General features: G+C 39.0%; 15 protein-coding genes. 7 read left to right on the top strand and 8 right to left on the bottom strand.

Translation table 11 applies throughout. From position 1 onward, the window contains the following. Window positions 1–26 precede the first annotated feature (26 nt). On the bottom strand, window positions 27–785 hold the full coding sequence (locus IQ264_RS13280; protein WP_228061513.1) for an SGNH/GDSL hydrolase family protein: 759 nt from the start codon (window positions 783–785) through the stop codon (window positions 27–29). Window positions 786–903: 118 nt separating this feature from the next. On the opposite strand from IQ264_RS13280, the gene IQ264_RS13275 reads away from it, so the two are divergent. Further along, window positions 904–1,455 carry a siphovirus Gp157 family protein gene (locus IQ264_RS13275; protein ID WP_193981262.1) on the top strand — a complete coding sequence of 184 codons (552 nt, stop codon included), beginning with the start codon at window positions 904–906 and terminating at the stop codon, window positions 1,453–1,455. A gap of 1 nt (window position 1,456) precedes the next feature. Here the strand turns inward: IQ264_RS13275 and IQ264_RS13270 are convergent, their stop codons facing one another. Together IQ264_RS13270 and IQ264_RS13265 are read right to left on the bottom strand one after the other, a co-directional pair. Next, complete coding sequence (locus IQ264_RS13270; protein ID WP_193981261.1) at window positions 1,457–1,840, bottom strand: late competence development ComFB family protein; 384 nt, start codon at window positions 1,838–1,840, stop codon at window positions 1,457–1,459. A 335-nt stretch (window positions 1,841–2,175) separates the two neighbouring features. Further along, a complete protein-coding gene (locus IQ264_RS13265; protein WP_193981260.1) occupies window positions 2,176–2,544 on the bottom strand; it encodes a late competence development ComFB family protein in 369 nt (122 codons plus the stop codon). 593 nt (window positions 2,545–3,137) lie between these two features. Between IQ264_RS13265 and IQ264_RS13260 the strand changes: the two genes are divergently transcribed. Then, complete coding sequence (locus IQ264_RS13260) at window positions 3,138–4,808, top strand: DMT family transporter (RefSeq protein WP_193981259.1); 1,671 nt, start codon at window positions 3,138–3,140, stop codon at window positions 4,806–4,808. Between the two features lie 307 nt (window positions 4,809–5,115). Here the strand turns inward: IQ264_RS13260 and IQ264_RS13255 are convergent, their stop codons facing one another. Together IQ264_RS13255 and IQ264_RS13250 are read right to left on the bottom strand one after the other, a co-directional pair. Then, a complete protein-coding gene (locus IQ264_RS13255) occupies window positions 5,116–5,922 on the bottom strand; it encodes a pentapeptide repeat-containing protein (RefSeq protein ID WP_193981258.1) in 807 nt (268 codons plus the stop codon). Between the two features lie 14 nt (window positions 5,923–5,936). Further along, window positions 5,937–6,575, bottom strand: a complete 639-nt coding sequence (locus IQ264_RS13250) for a hypothetical protein (RefSeq protein WP_193981257.1) — start codon at window positions 6,573–6,575, stop codon at window positions 5,937–5,939. Window positions 6,576–6,744: 169 nt separating this feature from the next. On the opposite strand from IQ264_RS13250, the gene IQ264_RS13245 reads away from it, so the two are divergent. After that, on the top strand, window positions 6,745–7,593 hold the full coding sequence (locus tag IQ264_RS13245; protein ID WP_193981256.1) for an SDR family NAD(P)-dependent oxidoreductase: 849 nt from the start codon (window positions 6,745–6,747) through the stop codon (window positions 7,591–7,593). A 48-nt stretch (window positions 7,594–7,641) separates the two neighbouring features. Beyond that, window positions 7,642–8,148, top strand: coding sequence for a 2-oxo-4-hydroxy-4-carboxy-5-ureidoimidazoline decarboxylase (gene uraD / locus IQ264_RS13240; RefSeq protein ID WP_193981255.1), 507 nt, complete (start codon window positions 7,642–7,644; stop codon window positions 8,146–8,148). A gap of 59 nt (window positions 8,149–8,207) precedes the next feature. Here uraD and IQ264_RS13235 read toward each other — a convergent pair whose 3' ends face one another. After that, a complete protein-coding gene (locus IQ264_RS13235; RefSeq protein ID WP_193981254.1) occupies window positions 8,208–10,109 on the bottom strand; it encodes an alpha/beta hydrolase family protein in 1,902 nt (633 codons plus the stop codon). A gap of 222 nt (window positions 10,110–10,331) precedes the next feature. Between IQ264_RS13235 and IQ264_RS13230 the strand changes: the two genes are divergently transcribed. Together IQ264_RS13230 and IQ264_RS13225 are read left to right on the top strand one after the other, a co-directional pair. Beyond that, entirely contained in the window at window positions 10,332–11,084 is a 753-nt protein-coding gene (locus tag IQ264_RS13230; RefSeq protein WP_193981253.1) for a tetratricopeptide repeat protein, read from the top strand. 177 nt (window positions 11,085–11,261) lie between these two features. Beyond that, complete coding sequence (locus tag IQ264_RS13225) at window positions 11,262–11,906, top strand: class I SAM-dependent methyltransferase (RefSeq protein WP_193981252.1); 645 nt, start codon at window positions 11,262–11,264, stop codon at window positions 11,904–11,906. A 74-nt stretch (window positions 11,907–11,980) separates the two neighbouring features. On the opposite strand, the gene IQ264_RS13220 is transcribed toward IQ264_RS13225, so the two are convergent. Beyond that, window positions 11,981–12,877 (bottom strand): 3'(2'),5'-bisphosphate nucleotidase CysQ, encoded by an 897-nt coding sequence (locus IQ264_RS13220; RefSeq protein WP_322744682.1) that lies wholly within the window; start codon window positions 12,875–12,877, stop codon window positions 11,981–11,983. A 187-nt stretch (window positions 12,878–13,064) separates the two neighbouring features. Then, entirely contained in the window at window positions 13,065–13,937 is an 873-nt protein-coding gene (locus tag IQ264_RS13215) for a sugar kinase (RefSeq protein WP_193981251.1), read from the bottom strand. Between the two features lie 226 nt (window positions 13,938–14,163). On the opposite strand from IQ264_RS13215, the gene IQ264_RS13210 reads away from it, so the two are divergent. Further along, window positions 14,164–16,443, top strand: coding sequence for a bifunctional diguanylate cyclase/phosphodiesterase (locus tag IQ264_RS13210; RefSeq protein WP_193981250.1), 2,280 nt, complete (start codon window positions 14,164–14,166; stop codon window positions 16,441–16,443). Window positions 16,444–16,470 lie beyond the last annotated feature (27 nt).

Raw genomic sequence — 16,470 nt, 5'->3', positions numbered from 1 at the left:
GGTGGGCGCAAAGCCCACCCTATTATTTATTTAAGTTTTATTAGCATTTTTGTTAGTTCTTTATTTAAAATTTCATATCCTCTATCATTGAGGTGTAAACTGTCTCGGTAATAATTATTTTTCTGCTTTTGTTCTAGAAGCGAATAGCTATCCAAAATAATCACATTCGGCGCTTGCAAAGAAGATATGTAAGAGTTTATCTCTACAACAGCGCGATCGATATCTGATGACCAAAATGGTTTTCTCTCTAGTGGGATCTCTCCAGCCGGAATTATAGTTGTTAGGATAACTGTAGCACCGAGAGAGCGCGATCGCTTGACAATTTCCTGAATGTTGGCTTTACAATTGGCGATGATGGTGGTTTGGCGATCGGGAAACAGCGGTATTGCTTTTAAATCGTTAATTCCAACTTGAACAATGATAATTTGCGGACGCAACGGTAAAACCTGCTTTTCAAAACGTCCCAAAACTTGAGTTGAAGTTTGACCAGAAACTCCACGATTTACAGGAGAAAAACCTTTTATTTCACTAGGAAAAGTCCAGTTTTCCGCTCGTGAATCACCAAAAAACACTACTTTTTTTGTTGCCTCATTAGTGAGATTAGCTGGTTGGGAATTGCCTGTATAATAATCCCAACCAAGCGGATCTAAGGTAGTTTTATTGAGTAATAAGTAGTAGTGTCTGGCGGCGATGAACAAAAGTACATTGAGCGCCACAGAGGTGAGCAATGCAGTTAAAGATAATATCAAGACTAAACGAAAAATTTTTGGTGATTTTTGCATCATCTGTAGTAACTTCAAGGAAGATTAAGCACCTGTTTTTTCGATGTAGTATTCATTTCATTATAATGATAATAATTGCTCGTCTGGCAGACTTCTGGATCTCATCAAAGGGGAAAAATCGATGGAAAGTAAAGCACCACCAAACGCACCAGTACAACGGCGAACTCTGTTCAATATTTCTGATGAAATCAGTGAGTTAACTAGCTTACTGGATGATATTGAAGATGACGATCTTGAAAGCGAACAGTTAATTACTAGTTGGCTGGAAAATTTGGGGGAGGAACGCGATCGCAAACTAGACAACTACGCTGCTTTAATTGCGGAATTGGAAGCTAAAGCAGAAGTGAGGAAAAAAGAAGCTCAAAGGTTAGCAAAGTTAGCCGCTAGTGATGAAAAAAAAGCGGCTATGCTCAAAGAAAGATTGAAATGGTTTTTTGAAGTCAATAAATTAAAAACGGTAGAAACTGCACGTTATAAATTATCTTTAACTAAAAGCGGTGGTAAACAACCTTTAATTTTAGATGATGCTATTTCTCCCACTGATTTACCAAAAAAATTTCAAAAAATTCAAGTTGAACCAGATAAAACAGCAATTAGAGCGGCATTAGACGCTGGAGAAGAATTAAATTTTGCTCATTTAGGCGATCGTACTTCTAGTATCAGAATCCGATAACTTACCAAAGCTTTTTCATCTCTCCTTGTCTACCAAAAAACTGACTATCCTGCATATAAGCCAACGTTGGATTAACTTCCCCATCTTTTAAAGGAGTGGAAACTTTTAGAGGATCGCTTTGTACTGCAACTAATGCTTGACGCACAGCTGTAGTAATTTGCTCTTTCAGTTTCGTCTTCGCTCGTAGTTGTTGCCAATGCCATCCCTCTTCACTAGTAGCGTATAATGCTGGCAAGCGATTCAGGGCATAAGCTACAACTTGTATTGGATCAATATATTTGAGCATCTTTGGTGGTAACTGTTGTAACTGATGCTCAACTTCCTGTACTACCATTGGTTCAATGGCATTACGATAAACCAAGCTCTTACTTGTGATTGTTTTCATTGGAGAACACTTAAATTAGGAAATGTTCAACAGAGTAATGTAAGAATTTGATATGCAATCAAATTTTACACAACTAGCACCCTGACATCCTGACACCCTAACACCCCTAATCTAAAAAATTTATCGGGGTTTGATAACTGTGCTGCACTAGCCACAATTTTGTATCGATAATACTACCTATTTTCCCGATACCAGTCAATTATCTATCAACAAATTTTATATTAATTATTATGTAGCTAGACTGTAGTCATAGTATCCTTAAGATTAAAAAAAACGCAATTTCATTAAATTTTAAACAACTATTGTTGCCAAAATTAGTTTTCCATCTTCTGCGGCTAAAAATATTTTTTTTGCTGAGTGCGATGATTACCTTCTACATTATATGAAGCAATCTCCAAGTTGCCACGCATTTTTAAGGGAGTTGTCACTTTCAAAGGATCTTTTTGCACAGCAGCCAATCCCTGACGTACTGCCATGACAATCTGGTTTTTGAGTTCTGTTTTTGCTTTTAGCTGCTGCCTACGCCATCCCTCTTCGCTGGTAGCATACAGTGAAGGCAGACGATTTAGTGCATAAGCAATCACTTGCTCTGGATTTATGTATTTAGCGAGATGGGGTGACAGTTTTGCTATTTGTCGTTCCACCTCTTCTATAACTATTATTTCCAAAACATTAATGTAATTTAATGATTGATTCCGTGACATTGACGAGGCTGTTCTCCTCCCGAACAGATTTTCAGGCTGAGGAGATACCGATCTGTCATCTTTTGGATTGAGCGCAGCCATACAATAGCTATTCTCCAATTACTCAATAGCAGTATTTTTACTCAAAGTAATACTTAAGTATTACTTTAAGATCTTAGCTTATTGATTTTATTTGTACCTGTACTTAAGATAGGTAGTTTTTGCTCTATCCTGAGCAAATTTTTATGTTACTATCAAGCAAAAAAATGCCTTGATCCTGAATAGTATCATTCTTTTTCAAGTTAAAAAGATACAAAAAATCAAATTGTTTCCTTGCTCAACAACTCATAAAATTGAGATAGCAATACTTCTATCGGCTAACAGATTTCCCTTGCAGGACATTTTGGTAAGGGAAGGGAACAGAAAACAAATATTTATCTTACACTTGCCCCGGCTTGGGTTGGTAGCCGTTCCTAGTCCCCAACCTCACCATTGTCCCCGCAACCAGATTTTCCACCACAAGTAGAAGAAAGTCGTTAGGGTGTGATGGGGGTCTTATTGGGGAAGACCGATAAATGTTATTTTATAGCCAATTGGCAAGAGGTTAGAAGCTAATGGCTCAATTGGAAAACCAAAGGCAAACTCAGGGTGAAGGCAACCCGCAGACCGCAGAAGAATCACTGAAGCTTTTGACAGAACAACTGCAAAACATTCAACAAAGTTTGGTAGAGCAGTTGCGGCGAGATGTCAACCAGCTAGAAAGTGAGAAATCTCGCTTAAATACTGAAATTGAACAGATGCGATCGCACTATCAGCAGCTACAATCTCAACAGCAGACAACAGAACAAAGAGTCTGGACGCAACAGCTGGCTCAGATATTAGCTACTCAGCTGCAAGAAGAGTTAAGGCAACAACAACTTAATTATTTAGCAGCAAACGCTTCTCACTCAAGTGACAACCAAGACGAAAACTCCTACGAGTTACTTGCAGCCCTGAATTCTACGCTGAATTCTACCTTAAGGGCTCTGCAACAAGACATCAACAGTTATCAAAGTAACTTCTCCCAACAGTTAGGTCGGATGCAAAGCCTAGAACAGCAGGGAGAAGCTATTTTAGAAGCCTTAGTAACTCGCATTAGACTGCAACTTCAGGAAACCTACCGACCAGAAAGAATTTCTTCTAGACCCAAAATAACACCGGGTAATCGTCCGGCAGCATTGCCCGGTCGTAGTAGTCAGCAACCACCTGCTGTTAGCCCAGCACCAACAACCCCAGCTACTCCTACAACACCATCTCCCCAAACGGCAAATTTTAAATTAGGAGTGGTTTTAGTTTTAATTTCTTCATTGATGTTTTCCTTACAAAACATCGTTGTCAGGGTACTATTAAGGGAGCAAAATATCTTTGGCTTATTTAAAGTTGGCGGGTTTATTACTCCAAGCCCTGGTAACTCGTTATTCATTTTGTTGTTGCGAATGATCGTAGTCGCGCCCATAATGGCTTTTGTAATTGCACCATTGTTTTATAACAATACATGGCGAGATATCAAACATCTGGGGCAGAAAAGTCAGTTTGGTAGATTGTTAAGTGTGATTGGAAGTGGGTTTTTTCTGTTCCTATCCCAATTTTTTATCTATATTGCTTTAGGAAATATCCCCACAGGGGTAGCAACGACTATTTTCTTTGTTTATCCGACAATTACCATTTTGTTGTCTTGGTTAATCTTCCGCGACAAACCAACATTTTTACTGGTTTTGGCAACAATTTCTATTTACATTGGTGGCTTCCTCACTATTCCCAGCTTCACTAAAGGGGTGATGGCTAATGTTACTTTAGGAGTGGCATCAGCTATTTTATCCGGTCTGGCTTTTGCAGTTTATGTGGTGTTGATTAAAGTCAGTCGGATGCACCCTATTCCCTTTAGTGTGGTTAACTTTACCACAATTTTGTTTTTGTCTGCGAGCGTCCTGCCATTTTTCGGATATCAAGTTAAGCCGACAATGTGGACTAGCTTATTAATTGGTACTTTAGTGTTAGCTACTACCACCCTTTCTGGTTATCTATTCACCAACATGGGTGTCCCATTAATCGGGCCAGCTTTAGCTTCCGTCGTTAGTGCCAGTGGCCCTGCTTTAACCACCATCTTAGCTTTTTTGATTATCCAAGAAAATTTACAACTTTACCAAATTCTTGGTGTGGTACTAGTAACAGTATGGGTAATTGGAATTAGCGCCCAAAATTTGAAGCCAAAAAATCCACCAAGTCAGCCTGCTGCAAGTAAGTAAGATTCCCAAAAAGTCAACTTTTATGATTAAGGACTGAGTGTTAATTCACTCAGTCCTTAACCATTTTTAAACTGGAAGGCGGGAAAAAAACTGATACTAAATCTGGGTTAAAAACGTCTTTTATAATGAACCGCAGAGGCACAGAGGACGCAGAGGAAAGAGGGAGATTGGGGGTAACTAATACCAATTCTCCGTAAAATTGCGCTTAATCATTGCCCCTCCCCGTAGACGGGGAGGGGTTTGGGGTGGGGTTTGGTGCAGCGCATCTTCATAGAGAATTGGTATAACCCTGATTTGGTATGATTGGTTATGGATGAATTGAACCATCTGGCATAATTGCACCTTGAAGATGAACACCAGTGAGAATTGCTTTATCAAGGTTAGCACCTCTTAAATTTGCGCCTCGCAAATTAGCACCAGTGAAGTTGACTTTGCTCAAATTAGTCCATCTTAAATCAACCTTACTCAGTTCACAAAAGCTCATATTTGCGCGAAAAAGGTAAGCACCAATTAAGTGCGCTTGGCTTAAGTTTGCTTCCTGAAAATCAGCTTTGTAGAGGTAAGCATCAATTAATTCTGCTTCATAAAGATTAGCTTTACTGAAGTCAGCACTAATTAAATTAGCACTTCTTAAATTTGCGTCTCTGAGATTAGCTCTCATCAGTTTTGCACCACTTAAATCAGATGCTTTTAAATTTGCTTCACTTAAATCAACACCAATTAAGTTAGCATTACTTAAATCAGCACCTTTGAGATTAGCTTTGCTCAAGTTAGCACCGATTAAATTAGCATGAATTAAATCGGCTTCTTTGAGGTTAGCGGCACTGAGATTGGCTAAACTGAGGTTTGCATTACTCAAATTTGCTTTAACTAGTAAAGCTGAGTGAAGATTAGCACTGCTCAAATTAGCGTTACTGAGATTAACTGCTGGTAGTAAACTATTACTTAAGTCTGCTTTATTCAGATTAACTGCTTGTAAATCAGCATCCAATAAGTTCAATCCTGAAAGCAAAGCTTCGCTGAGGTCTGGTTCGATTTTTGGGTTATTTTTTCGCCATTCAATCCACTTTAGTTTGTTGACTTTAATTAAATTGAGATGTTCTATATTTGCCATGCTTAAATTCTCCTTTACTCCTTCCGCGCACTGGGATTTTCTCGACCCATAACACTAGAAATTGCTGTTAATGCTCCATCAGCTGCTGCTAAAATGTCTTGTTCTGCTCCACCTAAATATAAACGTCCAAAACTGCCGACTGCATTGATTTCTAAAATATTAATTGCGGCGGATTTTTCAGCTTCATTTGCTGCTAATGCTGCATAAGCAGCGGGTTCAACTTCTAATACATAAAGGGTTTGTCCTGCTAATAGTAATTGTCCGCGTCTGGTGCGGTTAATTAATTGGGTTTGGTGTGCGTCAATGTTGCGGATAATTTGACTGGAAACTACTCGCGGTTTAATACATTCTTCGCGTCGTACTCCTAAAGTGTCTAAGATTGCTCTTCCCGCTGCTTTGGTTTCCCCTTGTTTGCTAGAGTGAATTTCTAAAAGTCCATAAAGCCGTTCTACTACTTGTACTCCTGGACGTACTGAAGCGGATTTTAAGGCTACATCAGTAATGCGATTAATTTCAATTCCAGGTGAAATTTCAATCCACAGTGATGCGTCTCCTGGTAATGGTAAAAATCCCAGTGCTACTGTTCCTATGTAAGCGGCGTGCTGAGGTTGCAATCGATCTAAATAAACGTAACTGCGTAGTTCTATACCCAAAGTTTTCTTTTTACCCCCAAATAATCAACTGATGTGTGGCTTTACCAACCAGGAATAGAGTTAACCAGATCTAAGTTTGCCAGAAAATTTAATTGATTAATCGGATTTGGGAAATTTTTCAAGTGGCAATAAAATAGGGAGAGTAAAAGCGATCGCCAATCATTACACTATGTCAACATTAAAAGGTAAAGTAGCTGTAGTCACGGGAGCTAGTCGCGGTGGAGGTCGTGGTATTGCTTTAGCACTCGGAGCAGCAGGCGCAACAGTTTATGTTACCGGACGCAGTACCAAAAACCAAGCTACAACTGATAATTTACCGGGAACAATTGACGAAACAGCAGAGTCGGTGACACTGCGCGGTGGTGTCGGTATTCCTGTATGTTGCGATCACACAATAGATGCGGAAGTAGAGGCGTTATTTACTAAAGTTAAAACTGAACAAGGACACTTGGATTTATTAGTTAATAATGCTTGGGGTGGTTATGAAAATTACTATGGTACTAATTTCGAGGATGGTGTTGCTTTTGATGCTCCTTTCTGGGAACATTCTCTACAACGTTGGCAGACAATGTTTAATGCAGGTGTGCGATCGCATTTGGTAACGAGTCGTTTCGCCATCCCTTTAATTCTACCACAAAATCAGGGTTTAATTGTTTGTACTACCGCTTGGGATCGAGATAAATTTTTGGGTAATTTGTATTACGATTTAGCTAAAAATGCTGTCAATCACATGGCTTTCGGTATGGCGCGAGAATTGCAAAAATATAACATTGCGGTTGTGGCACTTGCACCTGGTTTTATGCGGACTGAAAGAGTTATGGCAGCTTATAATTTGCAACCTTTTGATTTGAGTAATTCCGAGTCTCCTGAATATATCGGCAGAGCAATTGTTGCTTTAGCATCTGACCCAAATTTAATGTCAAAATCAGGTCAGGTTTTAGCGGTGGGAGATTTAGCTTCAAAGTATGGTTTTACCGATATTGATGGCAATCAACCGCAAGCTTTTAGGATTGAATAGCCTTTGTTAACCATCTAAAAGTAACAGCATTAGCTAATAAAATTAATTATGAAATATACGATTTTTCAACTCAATCAAATGGATCAAGAAGCTTTTACCGAAGCTTTAGCAACAATTTTTGAACATTCTCCTTGGGTAGCCAAAAACGCTTGGCAAAAACGCCCGTTTGCTGACTTATTTACCTTACATCAAAATATGATAGAAGTCGTCCAAACAGCTAGTAAAGAACAACAATTAAACTTAATTTGCGCCCATCCAGACTTAGGAACTAAAGCAAAAATGGCTGAAGCTTCCGTCAAAGAACAAACTGGTGTAGGTTTGGATAGATTAACACTGGAAGAATATCAAAGATTTCATTCCCTAAACCAAACTTATAAAGAGCAATTTGGTTTTCCCTTTATTATTGCCGTGAAAAATCATACTAAAGATAGCATTTTAACTGCTTTTGAACAAAGGATTAAAAATTCGCCAGAAGTAGAAATCGCGCAAGCATTAACCGAAATAGCCCAAATTGCGAAATTTCGTTTAGAAGCAATGGTAATAGGTAGTAGGTAGTAGGAACCCCACTACCCACTACCTACTACCTACCTCTATCTTATAACTAGAAACTTGAGTTACTTAATCACAGCAGAATGTCCCTGAATATTAGTTGCAGGTTCAAACCTACCTCCTAAATATTTGGCGAGAAACTCTTCAGCAACAGCGTAAAAATGCAAGCGATTTTCGGGACGGGCAAAACCGTGACCTTCGTCGGTGTAAAGGACATATTCCACAGGTAAACCTGCTTTTTTCATTGCTGCAACAATTTGGTCACTTTCTGATTGTTTTACTCTGGGATCGTTGGCACCTTGACCAATTAGTAAAGGTTTCTGAATGCGATCGATAAAAAACAAAGGCGATCGCGCTTTCAAAAACTCCGGTTCCGTTTCCATATTGCCAATCCGATGATACATTTGCACCTTCATTGGTTCCCAATATGGAGGAATTGTTTGCAACAAAGTAATCAAATTACTAGGGCCAACAATATCCACACCACAAGCAAATACTTCCGGCGTAAACGTTAAACCAACTAACGTGGCATAACCACCATAAGAACCGCCCATAATGGCAACTTTTTCTCGGTCAGAAATGCCCTGTTCCACCAACCAATTTACAGCATCAATTAAATCATCGTGCATTTTGCCAGCCCACTCTCGATTAGCAGCATTCAAGAAATCTTTGCCGTAACCAGTAGAACCGCGAAAATTCACTTGTAAAACTGCGTAACCTCGGTTAGCCAACCATTGCGCTTCCGAGTCATAACCCCACATATCTCTTGCCCAAGGGCCACCATGAACTAATAAAATAGTCGGCAAATTTTCAGTGGCAATTCCAACCGGAGTAGTTAAGTAACCGTGAATAGTTAAACCATCCCTTGCTTGATAAGAAATAGGCTGCATTCCTGCTAACTGCAAACCTTCTAACTTCGGCTGATTGCTAAATAGAAAAGTGCTACTTTTTGTTTCCCGATTATAGGCGTAATAGTAAACCGGGCCATCATCAGTCATGTAAGCAACTAACCAATTTTTATCAGCTAAATCCCGACTGCTGATAAAAAACTCTCCTGGACGAACTTTGGCAATTTCGACGAAATCTGCGGCGATGCTTTCGTCTAAAATTTGCCATTCCTGCTTATCTTTGTAAAAAGAAACTGCCTCAATAACTCGCGTGATTGGTTGCATCATTACGCCGCCAACATCATATTGTGGGTCTTGGGCAATTACAGTTTCTTGACGATTAGCTAGGTCAAAAGCAATTAAACGTTGGGCATTAGCATCATGATTTCCTTCAATATAAAGGGTTTTTCCATCAACAGAAAAACCTACAGCGCCGCCATCTTCATCAGGACTCCAACGGCGCAAAGTTTCCCAAGATTTATCAGTGGTTTCCCGAAATAATAATTCCGAACCGCCATCAGGTGTGCTGGCAGTGGCAGCGCGAATTTGGAAGTCAGCATCAGCTGTCCAACTAACAATATTACCGGGATTTTTTGTGTTGAACTCCACCGCACCATTTTCTAAGTTGATGCGGAAAACGTCAAAAGTTTGGGGGTCGTTCAAGTTCATTCCCACTAATACTAAATTGGGGAATTTGGGGTCAAGGTCGATCGCTTCTGCTTTGACTCCTTGAAATGGCGTTAAATCTCGAACAATTTTTGACTTAATGTTCACCAAGTAAAGGTGAAAATTCTCATCGCCGTCCGAGTCCTGCATATACATTAGCTGGTCGGGATTGTAAGTCCAGAAGAAAATCCGAATCCCCCGCTTTTTGTCAGCGGTGATGATTTGGTCATCTTCCTCTCCCACTGTTCGCAGCCAAACTTGCAAGATGTTGTTCTCGTCAGGGGCGATATACGCCAAATATTTGCCATCAGGTGAAAGTCTGGGACTGGTTTTTTCTGGGTTCCCAAACAAAATTTCACGGGGAATTAGTGGTGGCAGATTTGCCTGGGATTTTTCTACTGTTGCTGATTGCATTGCTATTTTGTAGGTTTAGTTACTTTATCTTTATTCTGCACATAAGATTGGTAACTCATCCAATGGGGAAAACTGTTGCACGTCCAATTGCTTGACTAATTACAAGGAATATGTTAAAAGGCAATTCAGTGCCGTAAGAAATTATCGTTCCAGTGCAAGCTGACAACTTCCTCATCTTAAACTGGAACTATTGCTAATTGTCGAGGAGTCAGCGTCAGGCTTATGAAAGTTAATAGCAGCGTGAACAAGAGATTAAATCAGCCTCTATTTTGGATGGCTTTTAGCATTTTAGCTGGTTGGGGAGCATCAGCTTTGATATTAGCTCAGCCTAGCTTTGGGCAAGCAGAGAGTTTGCAACTTCAACCAGGTGCATCACCAAGGCGAATTCAACCAGATGCGTCAGCAAGCCCTGGTGATTATGAAGTCAAGGAAGATAAGTTACAAAAATGTGTTGTCAACGCTACTGATAACAAGAAAAAATGTACAGATGTTGTATCTGGTTATGGGCAAATAGTTAGTTACGGAACTGACCTTTATAGTCAGGGAAAGATGGCTGATGCAGAAGCAATTTTTAGACAATTAATTACTGCTTTTCCCAAGGAGGCAACTCCTTATTTAAGATTAGGAGTAATTTTAGAGCGGCAAGGTAGAGCAGAAGAGGCGATCGCAGAATATCGTAAAGCAATAGAAATTAATCCTAAACACGCTGTTGCGCGAAATTCTCTGGGTGTTGCTTTAGCTAAACAAGGTCAATTACCTGAAGCAATTGAACAGTGGAAAGAAGCTTTAACAATTAATGCTGAATACGCCGACGCTTTAACTAATTTAGGACTAGCTTTTTTGCAACAAGGTAATAAAGATGAGGGCGTTGCTAATTTAAAAAAAGCCAAAGAATTATTTATTAAACGCAAGGAATTTGCCAAAGCTAAACAAGTCGATCAAATCCTACAAGAAGTTGATTCCCGCGCCACGTAAAAAGGCAGGGGAGCAGAGGAGACAAGGGGACAAGGGGACAAGGAGACAAGGGGACAAGGAGACAAGGGGACAAGGGGACAAGGGGACAAGGGGAATTTTTACTTTCTGTCCCCCTGCCCCCCTTGTTACATTTATTTATAATTATTAAGTAGCTGCTGTTTCGGTAAATTTAAACTCATGCTCCTCCGACCTAATCAACGCACAAAGTTAGATGACACAGATGATTTACTGTTTTACTCTTTTCCTCGCTTTGTAACTCATGTAGATGATGGGTTTATTCAGCAATTAACTGATTTGTATCGGGAACGCTTAAAACCTAATACTCGCATTTTCGATATGATGAGTAGTTGGGTTTCTCACCTGCCAGATGACATAGAATTTTCTCATGTGGAAGGTCATGGCATGAACGAAGAGGAATTAGCACGCAATTCTCGCTTAAATCATTACTTTGTGCAAAATCTCAATCAAAATCCTAAATTACCTTTACCAGACCAAGATTTTGATGCCGTTCTTAACTGTGTTTCTGTGCAGTATTTGCAATACCCAGACGCTATTTTTTCGGAAATTCATCGCATTCTAAAACCTGGTGGAATAGCAATTATTAGCTTTTCTAACCGAATGTTTTATCAAAAAGCTATTACTGCATGGCGCGATAATTCTGAAATTGGTCGAGTAGAATTAGTCAAACGCTATTTTACTTTAGTTCCCGGTTTTAGTGAACCAGAAGTAATTATTCATGCGTCCACTGTTCCAAAAATTTTACAGTTATTGGGTGCTGGTGGTGGCGATCCTTTTTATGCGGTGATTGCAACGCGAAACTAAATAATTTTAGGGTGCGATATGCTGACACTTTTCTGAAATGCCACAGGCTATACGCACCCTACAGGTAAGCATTTTTAACTTTCTATTTGTTCGAGAATTTCTTTTATTTGATTACATAATTCTTCGTGACAGTAACCGTTGCTAGCAATTAAGCAACCCCATTGATTCACATCTCCGCGATTGTAATTTAAAGGAGAGCCATCTAAATAAGTAAATTTTCCTCCGGCTTCGGTGAGAATTAATTCTGGTGCTGCAATGTCCCAATCTTTAGGCGCAGATTTACTGGAAAGGGAAATGTAAACGTCGGCTCTTTGTTCGATGATAGTGGCAATTTTGCAACCAACACTGCCGACATATTGTTTATTTTTGCATGGTAAATGTTGCAATAAATAGTTAAACCGTTCATCCCGATGGGTGCGACTGACTACTAATGATAAATCTTCAATATTTTGGCGTTGGGAAACTGTTACTGGAGTGGTATTTCCCTGGCGTGTTTCGACAAAAGTACCGCCACCTTTAAGAGCATAATATAATTTTTCGGCTTCCGGCCAAACTACTACCGAGGCTACAGGACGATGTTGATAAACTAAAGCAATTTGTACTGCATATTCGCCTGTTTGTTCAATAAAGTCTCTGGTGCCATCTAAGGGATCTATAATCCAAATCCATTCTTGCGATAATGGGGGAGACATGACTCCTTTTGACTGGAATTTATATGTTTCTTCAGTGAGATAACCAAAGTCTTGGATGCCAAATCTGGCTTGTAATTCATTGAGAATATATTGGTTTGTTGCTATATCTGCTGCGGTGACAGGCCCTTCTTTTTTTTCTTGGATATTTAATTCGCTGCGATCGGGTTCGCCACGATAATAAGAGCGCAAGATATCGGCTGCACCCCAACCTACCGATTTAGCGATCGCTATCACTTCTTCTAACCCTTCAAATTGGTCTTTACCTAAAGATTTCAACACTACTAAAGTTCCTTATAATTTTGATAGTTGTCTATTGACGCTAGCCCTTGGTTTCAGCAACTTGACGCAAGATGATCTAGAAATTGTTTCGTTAACCAAGATTTTACTGTATTGCTGACAAAACAGTGATTTGTTTAATTTATATTTTGACTGGGATATTTATTCTTTGATAGTTACATATCGACTACTACAGTAACAAACTTTCCTGAGACATCCACTGTCTTGTGCCAAAATATTGACAAGATTTGGCAGCAACTTTCGCTGCATCTTGGAGAGCAGGGAGAAAATCTTGGTTTAAGATATAGTGACAGAAGGCTCCATGAAAGATATCGCCTGCACCCAAAGTATCTACTGGTTTAATGACGGGAACTTCTATGGTTCCAGCTATGCCTTTTGATAGATACTGGATTGGTTTTTCTCCTTGAGTAATGGCAATGTTAGGGATACATAATGCCGAGAGGTAAGCGATTACCTGATTTGTTGTTTCACAGCTTGGAGGAAAAAAATTAGCCGAACAGATCGCATAATTTACTAAGGGTAACAACTCTTCAAATCCGGGCTTCCAACTACCACCATCTACTACTATAGGAATATTTTTAGCTTGAGCTAGTTTGGCAATTTTTTTGCCGATCGCCATTTGATGACCATCGATTAAAATGATGTCTATATCTTGTAAGATGTGACTAAAAATATTTTCTTCAGCTACTTGAGATTTAGTGGCATTGAGCGAAATTACAGTGCGATCGCCAGTACCATTGCTAACAAGAATCGAAGATACTGGTGGGGCTTCTAATCGAGTCGGGTCTAAATCCTGAATCTTTACCCGATAATCTGCTAAATCCGAGCGAATTAAATGAGTTATTGGATGCTGTCCAACTACCCCTAAAATTTGTGCTATATTTTCCCAATAACTAAAGGTAACAGCCGCATTTGTTGCAGGCCCACCTGCGGTTACACTATAATCCAAGGCCACAATTTTTTGATTAATACCGGGCGGACTAGGCGTTAAATAAACTAAGTCTAACGTCACTAATCCTACAAAAAGTCCCTGTTTTCCCATTACTTCATTTATAACTCAACTATTAAAATTTAACATTAATTGAGAGAATATTATTCAATATTTAATCAAAACCAAGCTCTGAAGAAAATACTTACTTAATGGTGTGGATTAAGTTATATTGACAAAGTTTACATTTCAATTTTTTAGATAAAGTATTCATAATTTTTTTTTGTAAAATCAGTAAAAGAAGAAAATTTTACAGTAGCTTTAAACAGAGAAATTGTTTATGCAAGAAATATTCAAGACTTTGTTGTTGTCAGAAAATTTTGTTCCTCACGGACACTGTTACCTGTGGAATCCTGGTTTAGTTTGGTTGCACGTACTATCAGATGGGTTAACTGGACTAGCTTACTATTCAATTCCGTTAATGCTGATCTACTTAGCCAACAAGCGGTATGACCTACCTTTTAAAAGGATTTTTTTCTTGTTTGGCGCTTTTATTGTTACTTGTGGCACAACTCACCTGTTGGAAGTTTGGACGTTGTGGCACCCTACTTATTTGCTTTCTGGGGGTGTAAAAGCTCTGACGGCTTTGGTTTCAATATATACAGCATTAGAATTGTACCCTTTAATTCCCCAAATTTTAGCAGTTCCTAGTGCAGCACAATTAGAAGCTGCCAACCAAAAATTAGCAGCAGAAATTGTCGAAAAACAACAAGCAGAAGCGACTCTGAAACAGAGGGAAGCGCATTTTCGCTCACTTTTTGAAGGGATTAGTCTGGGAATTGAAATTATTGATTTGGCAGGACGAACGATCGCGATTAATCCAGCATTACAAAAAATGTTAGGTTACGGCGAAAAAGAATTAACCACCTTCGATTTTACGGAAAATATTGCTTCAATAAACTTGCCTAATGAAGCAGAAAACAGCGAAAGCATCCCTCCAGAAAAGCGATACTTACTAAGAAATAGACAAACATTAATTGACAGCGAGAGCTATCAAAAAGAAAAGCGTTACCTTTGTAAAAATGGGCAGATGATTTGGTGTCAAGTTCATGCTTATTTAGTACGCGACGATCAAGGTAGACCTCAATTCTATATTCGCATGGTTGAAGATATTACCGAGCGCAAACAAGCGGTGATGGAATTACAGCAATATCAGTCACGCTTAGAAGATTTAATTGGAGAACGTACAGCTTTACTGACTCAAGTCAATCAACAATTGTCTTGGGAAGCTAGTCATGATGCGCTTACAGAATTAATTAATCGTCAGGAATTTAGAAAACGCTTAGAAGAAGGTTTAGCAACAACAAAAACCCAAAATCAACAACACGCAATGTGTTATTTAGACTTAGATAAATTTAAGATTGTCAATGATACTTGTGGTCATGCAGCGGGTGATGAACTGTTGCGCCAAGTGACTAATTTATTGCAAAAACAAGTGCGCCAAAGTGATGTTCTGGCAAGACTTGGTGGTGATGAATTTGGATTACTGCTTCATAATTGTTCTATTAAGCAAGGACAAGCTGTTGCTCAATCACTTTTAGATAGTATCCGGGAATTTCGTTTTATTTGGAATAATCAACCTTTTATTATTGGCGTGAGTATTGGTTTGGTGACAATTAATGCCGAAACTAAAAGTATAGAAAGTGTGATGAATATGGCTGATGCTGCTTGTTACCAAGCCAAAAATAATGGGCGTAATTGCATTTATACTTACGAACCTAATAAAGTGGAAACAGCACAAACAACTTTGGCTGAACAATGGTTAAACAAGATTAATCAAGCAATTTCTGCTAAGAAAACAGACAAGTTAGCTAACAATCAATTCCGCTTATATAGTCAACAAATTTTTCCCTTAAATTCCCAGCAACCTCAAAGAGAATTTAGGGAAATTCTGCTGCGATTGGTGGATGAAAATGGGGAAATAATTCCGCCTATGGCTTTTTTACCTGCGGCGGAACGTTATGATTTAATTACGACGATCGATCGCTGGGTAATTGATACTGTTTTTGGGATATTGCATCAGCAGAGTCAGGAGGAGCAAAGCCGTTATTTATACGCAATTAACTTGTCAGCTTCTAGTGTGAAAGATGAGAGATTAATTGATTTTCTAAAAGCACAACTGGATACCTATCAAATTCTCCCGGAATCTATCTGTTTTGAAATCTCTGAAACCGTTGTAATTTCCCAGCTCAATTTCGCAACTAACCTGATAGAATCCTTGAAATATTGGGGCTTTAAGGTAGCCTTAGATGACTTTGGTATTGGCGTTTCTTCCTTAAATTGCTTGAAACAAATACCTGTGGATTATTGGAAAATTAATGGTAATTTAGTGCAACAAGTAAAAGATGATTTGGTAGCTTGCGAAATGATCAACATGATTAACAGAATTGCACATATTTTAGATATTAAAACTATTGCCAAGTTTGTGACAGATAATAGTATCCTATTAAAAGTGAAAGAAATGGGAGTAGATGAAGCTCAAGGTTATGGAATAGCAGCACCCCGCCCGTTAGTAGTTAATTCTCAATTAATATATGAAATTATCGGGATGGAGGAGTGAGGGGACAAGGGGACAAGGGGACAAGTG

Source organism: [Phormidium] sp. LEGE 05292 (assembly GCF_015207735.1).
GTDB lineage: Bacteria > Cyanobacteriota > Cyanobacteriia > Cyanobacteriales > Aerosakkonemataceae > Floridanema.
Note: the sequence above shows the minus strand (reverse complement) of the source record. Positions and strands in the feature narration are given on the sequence as shown.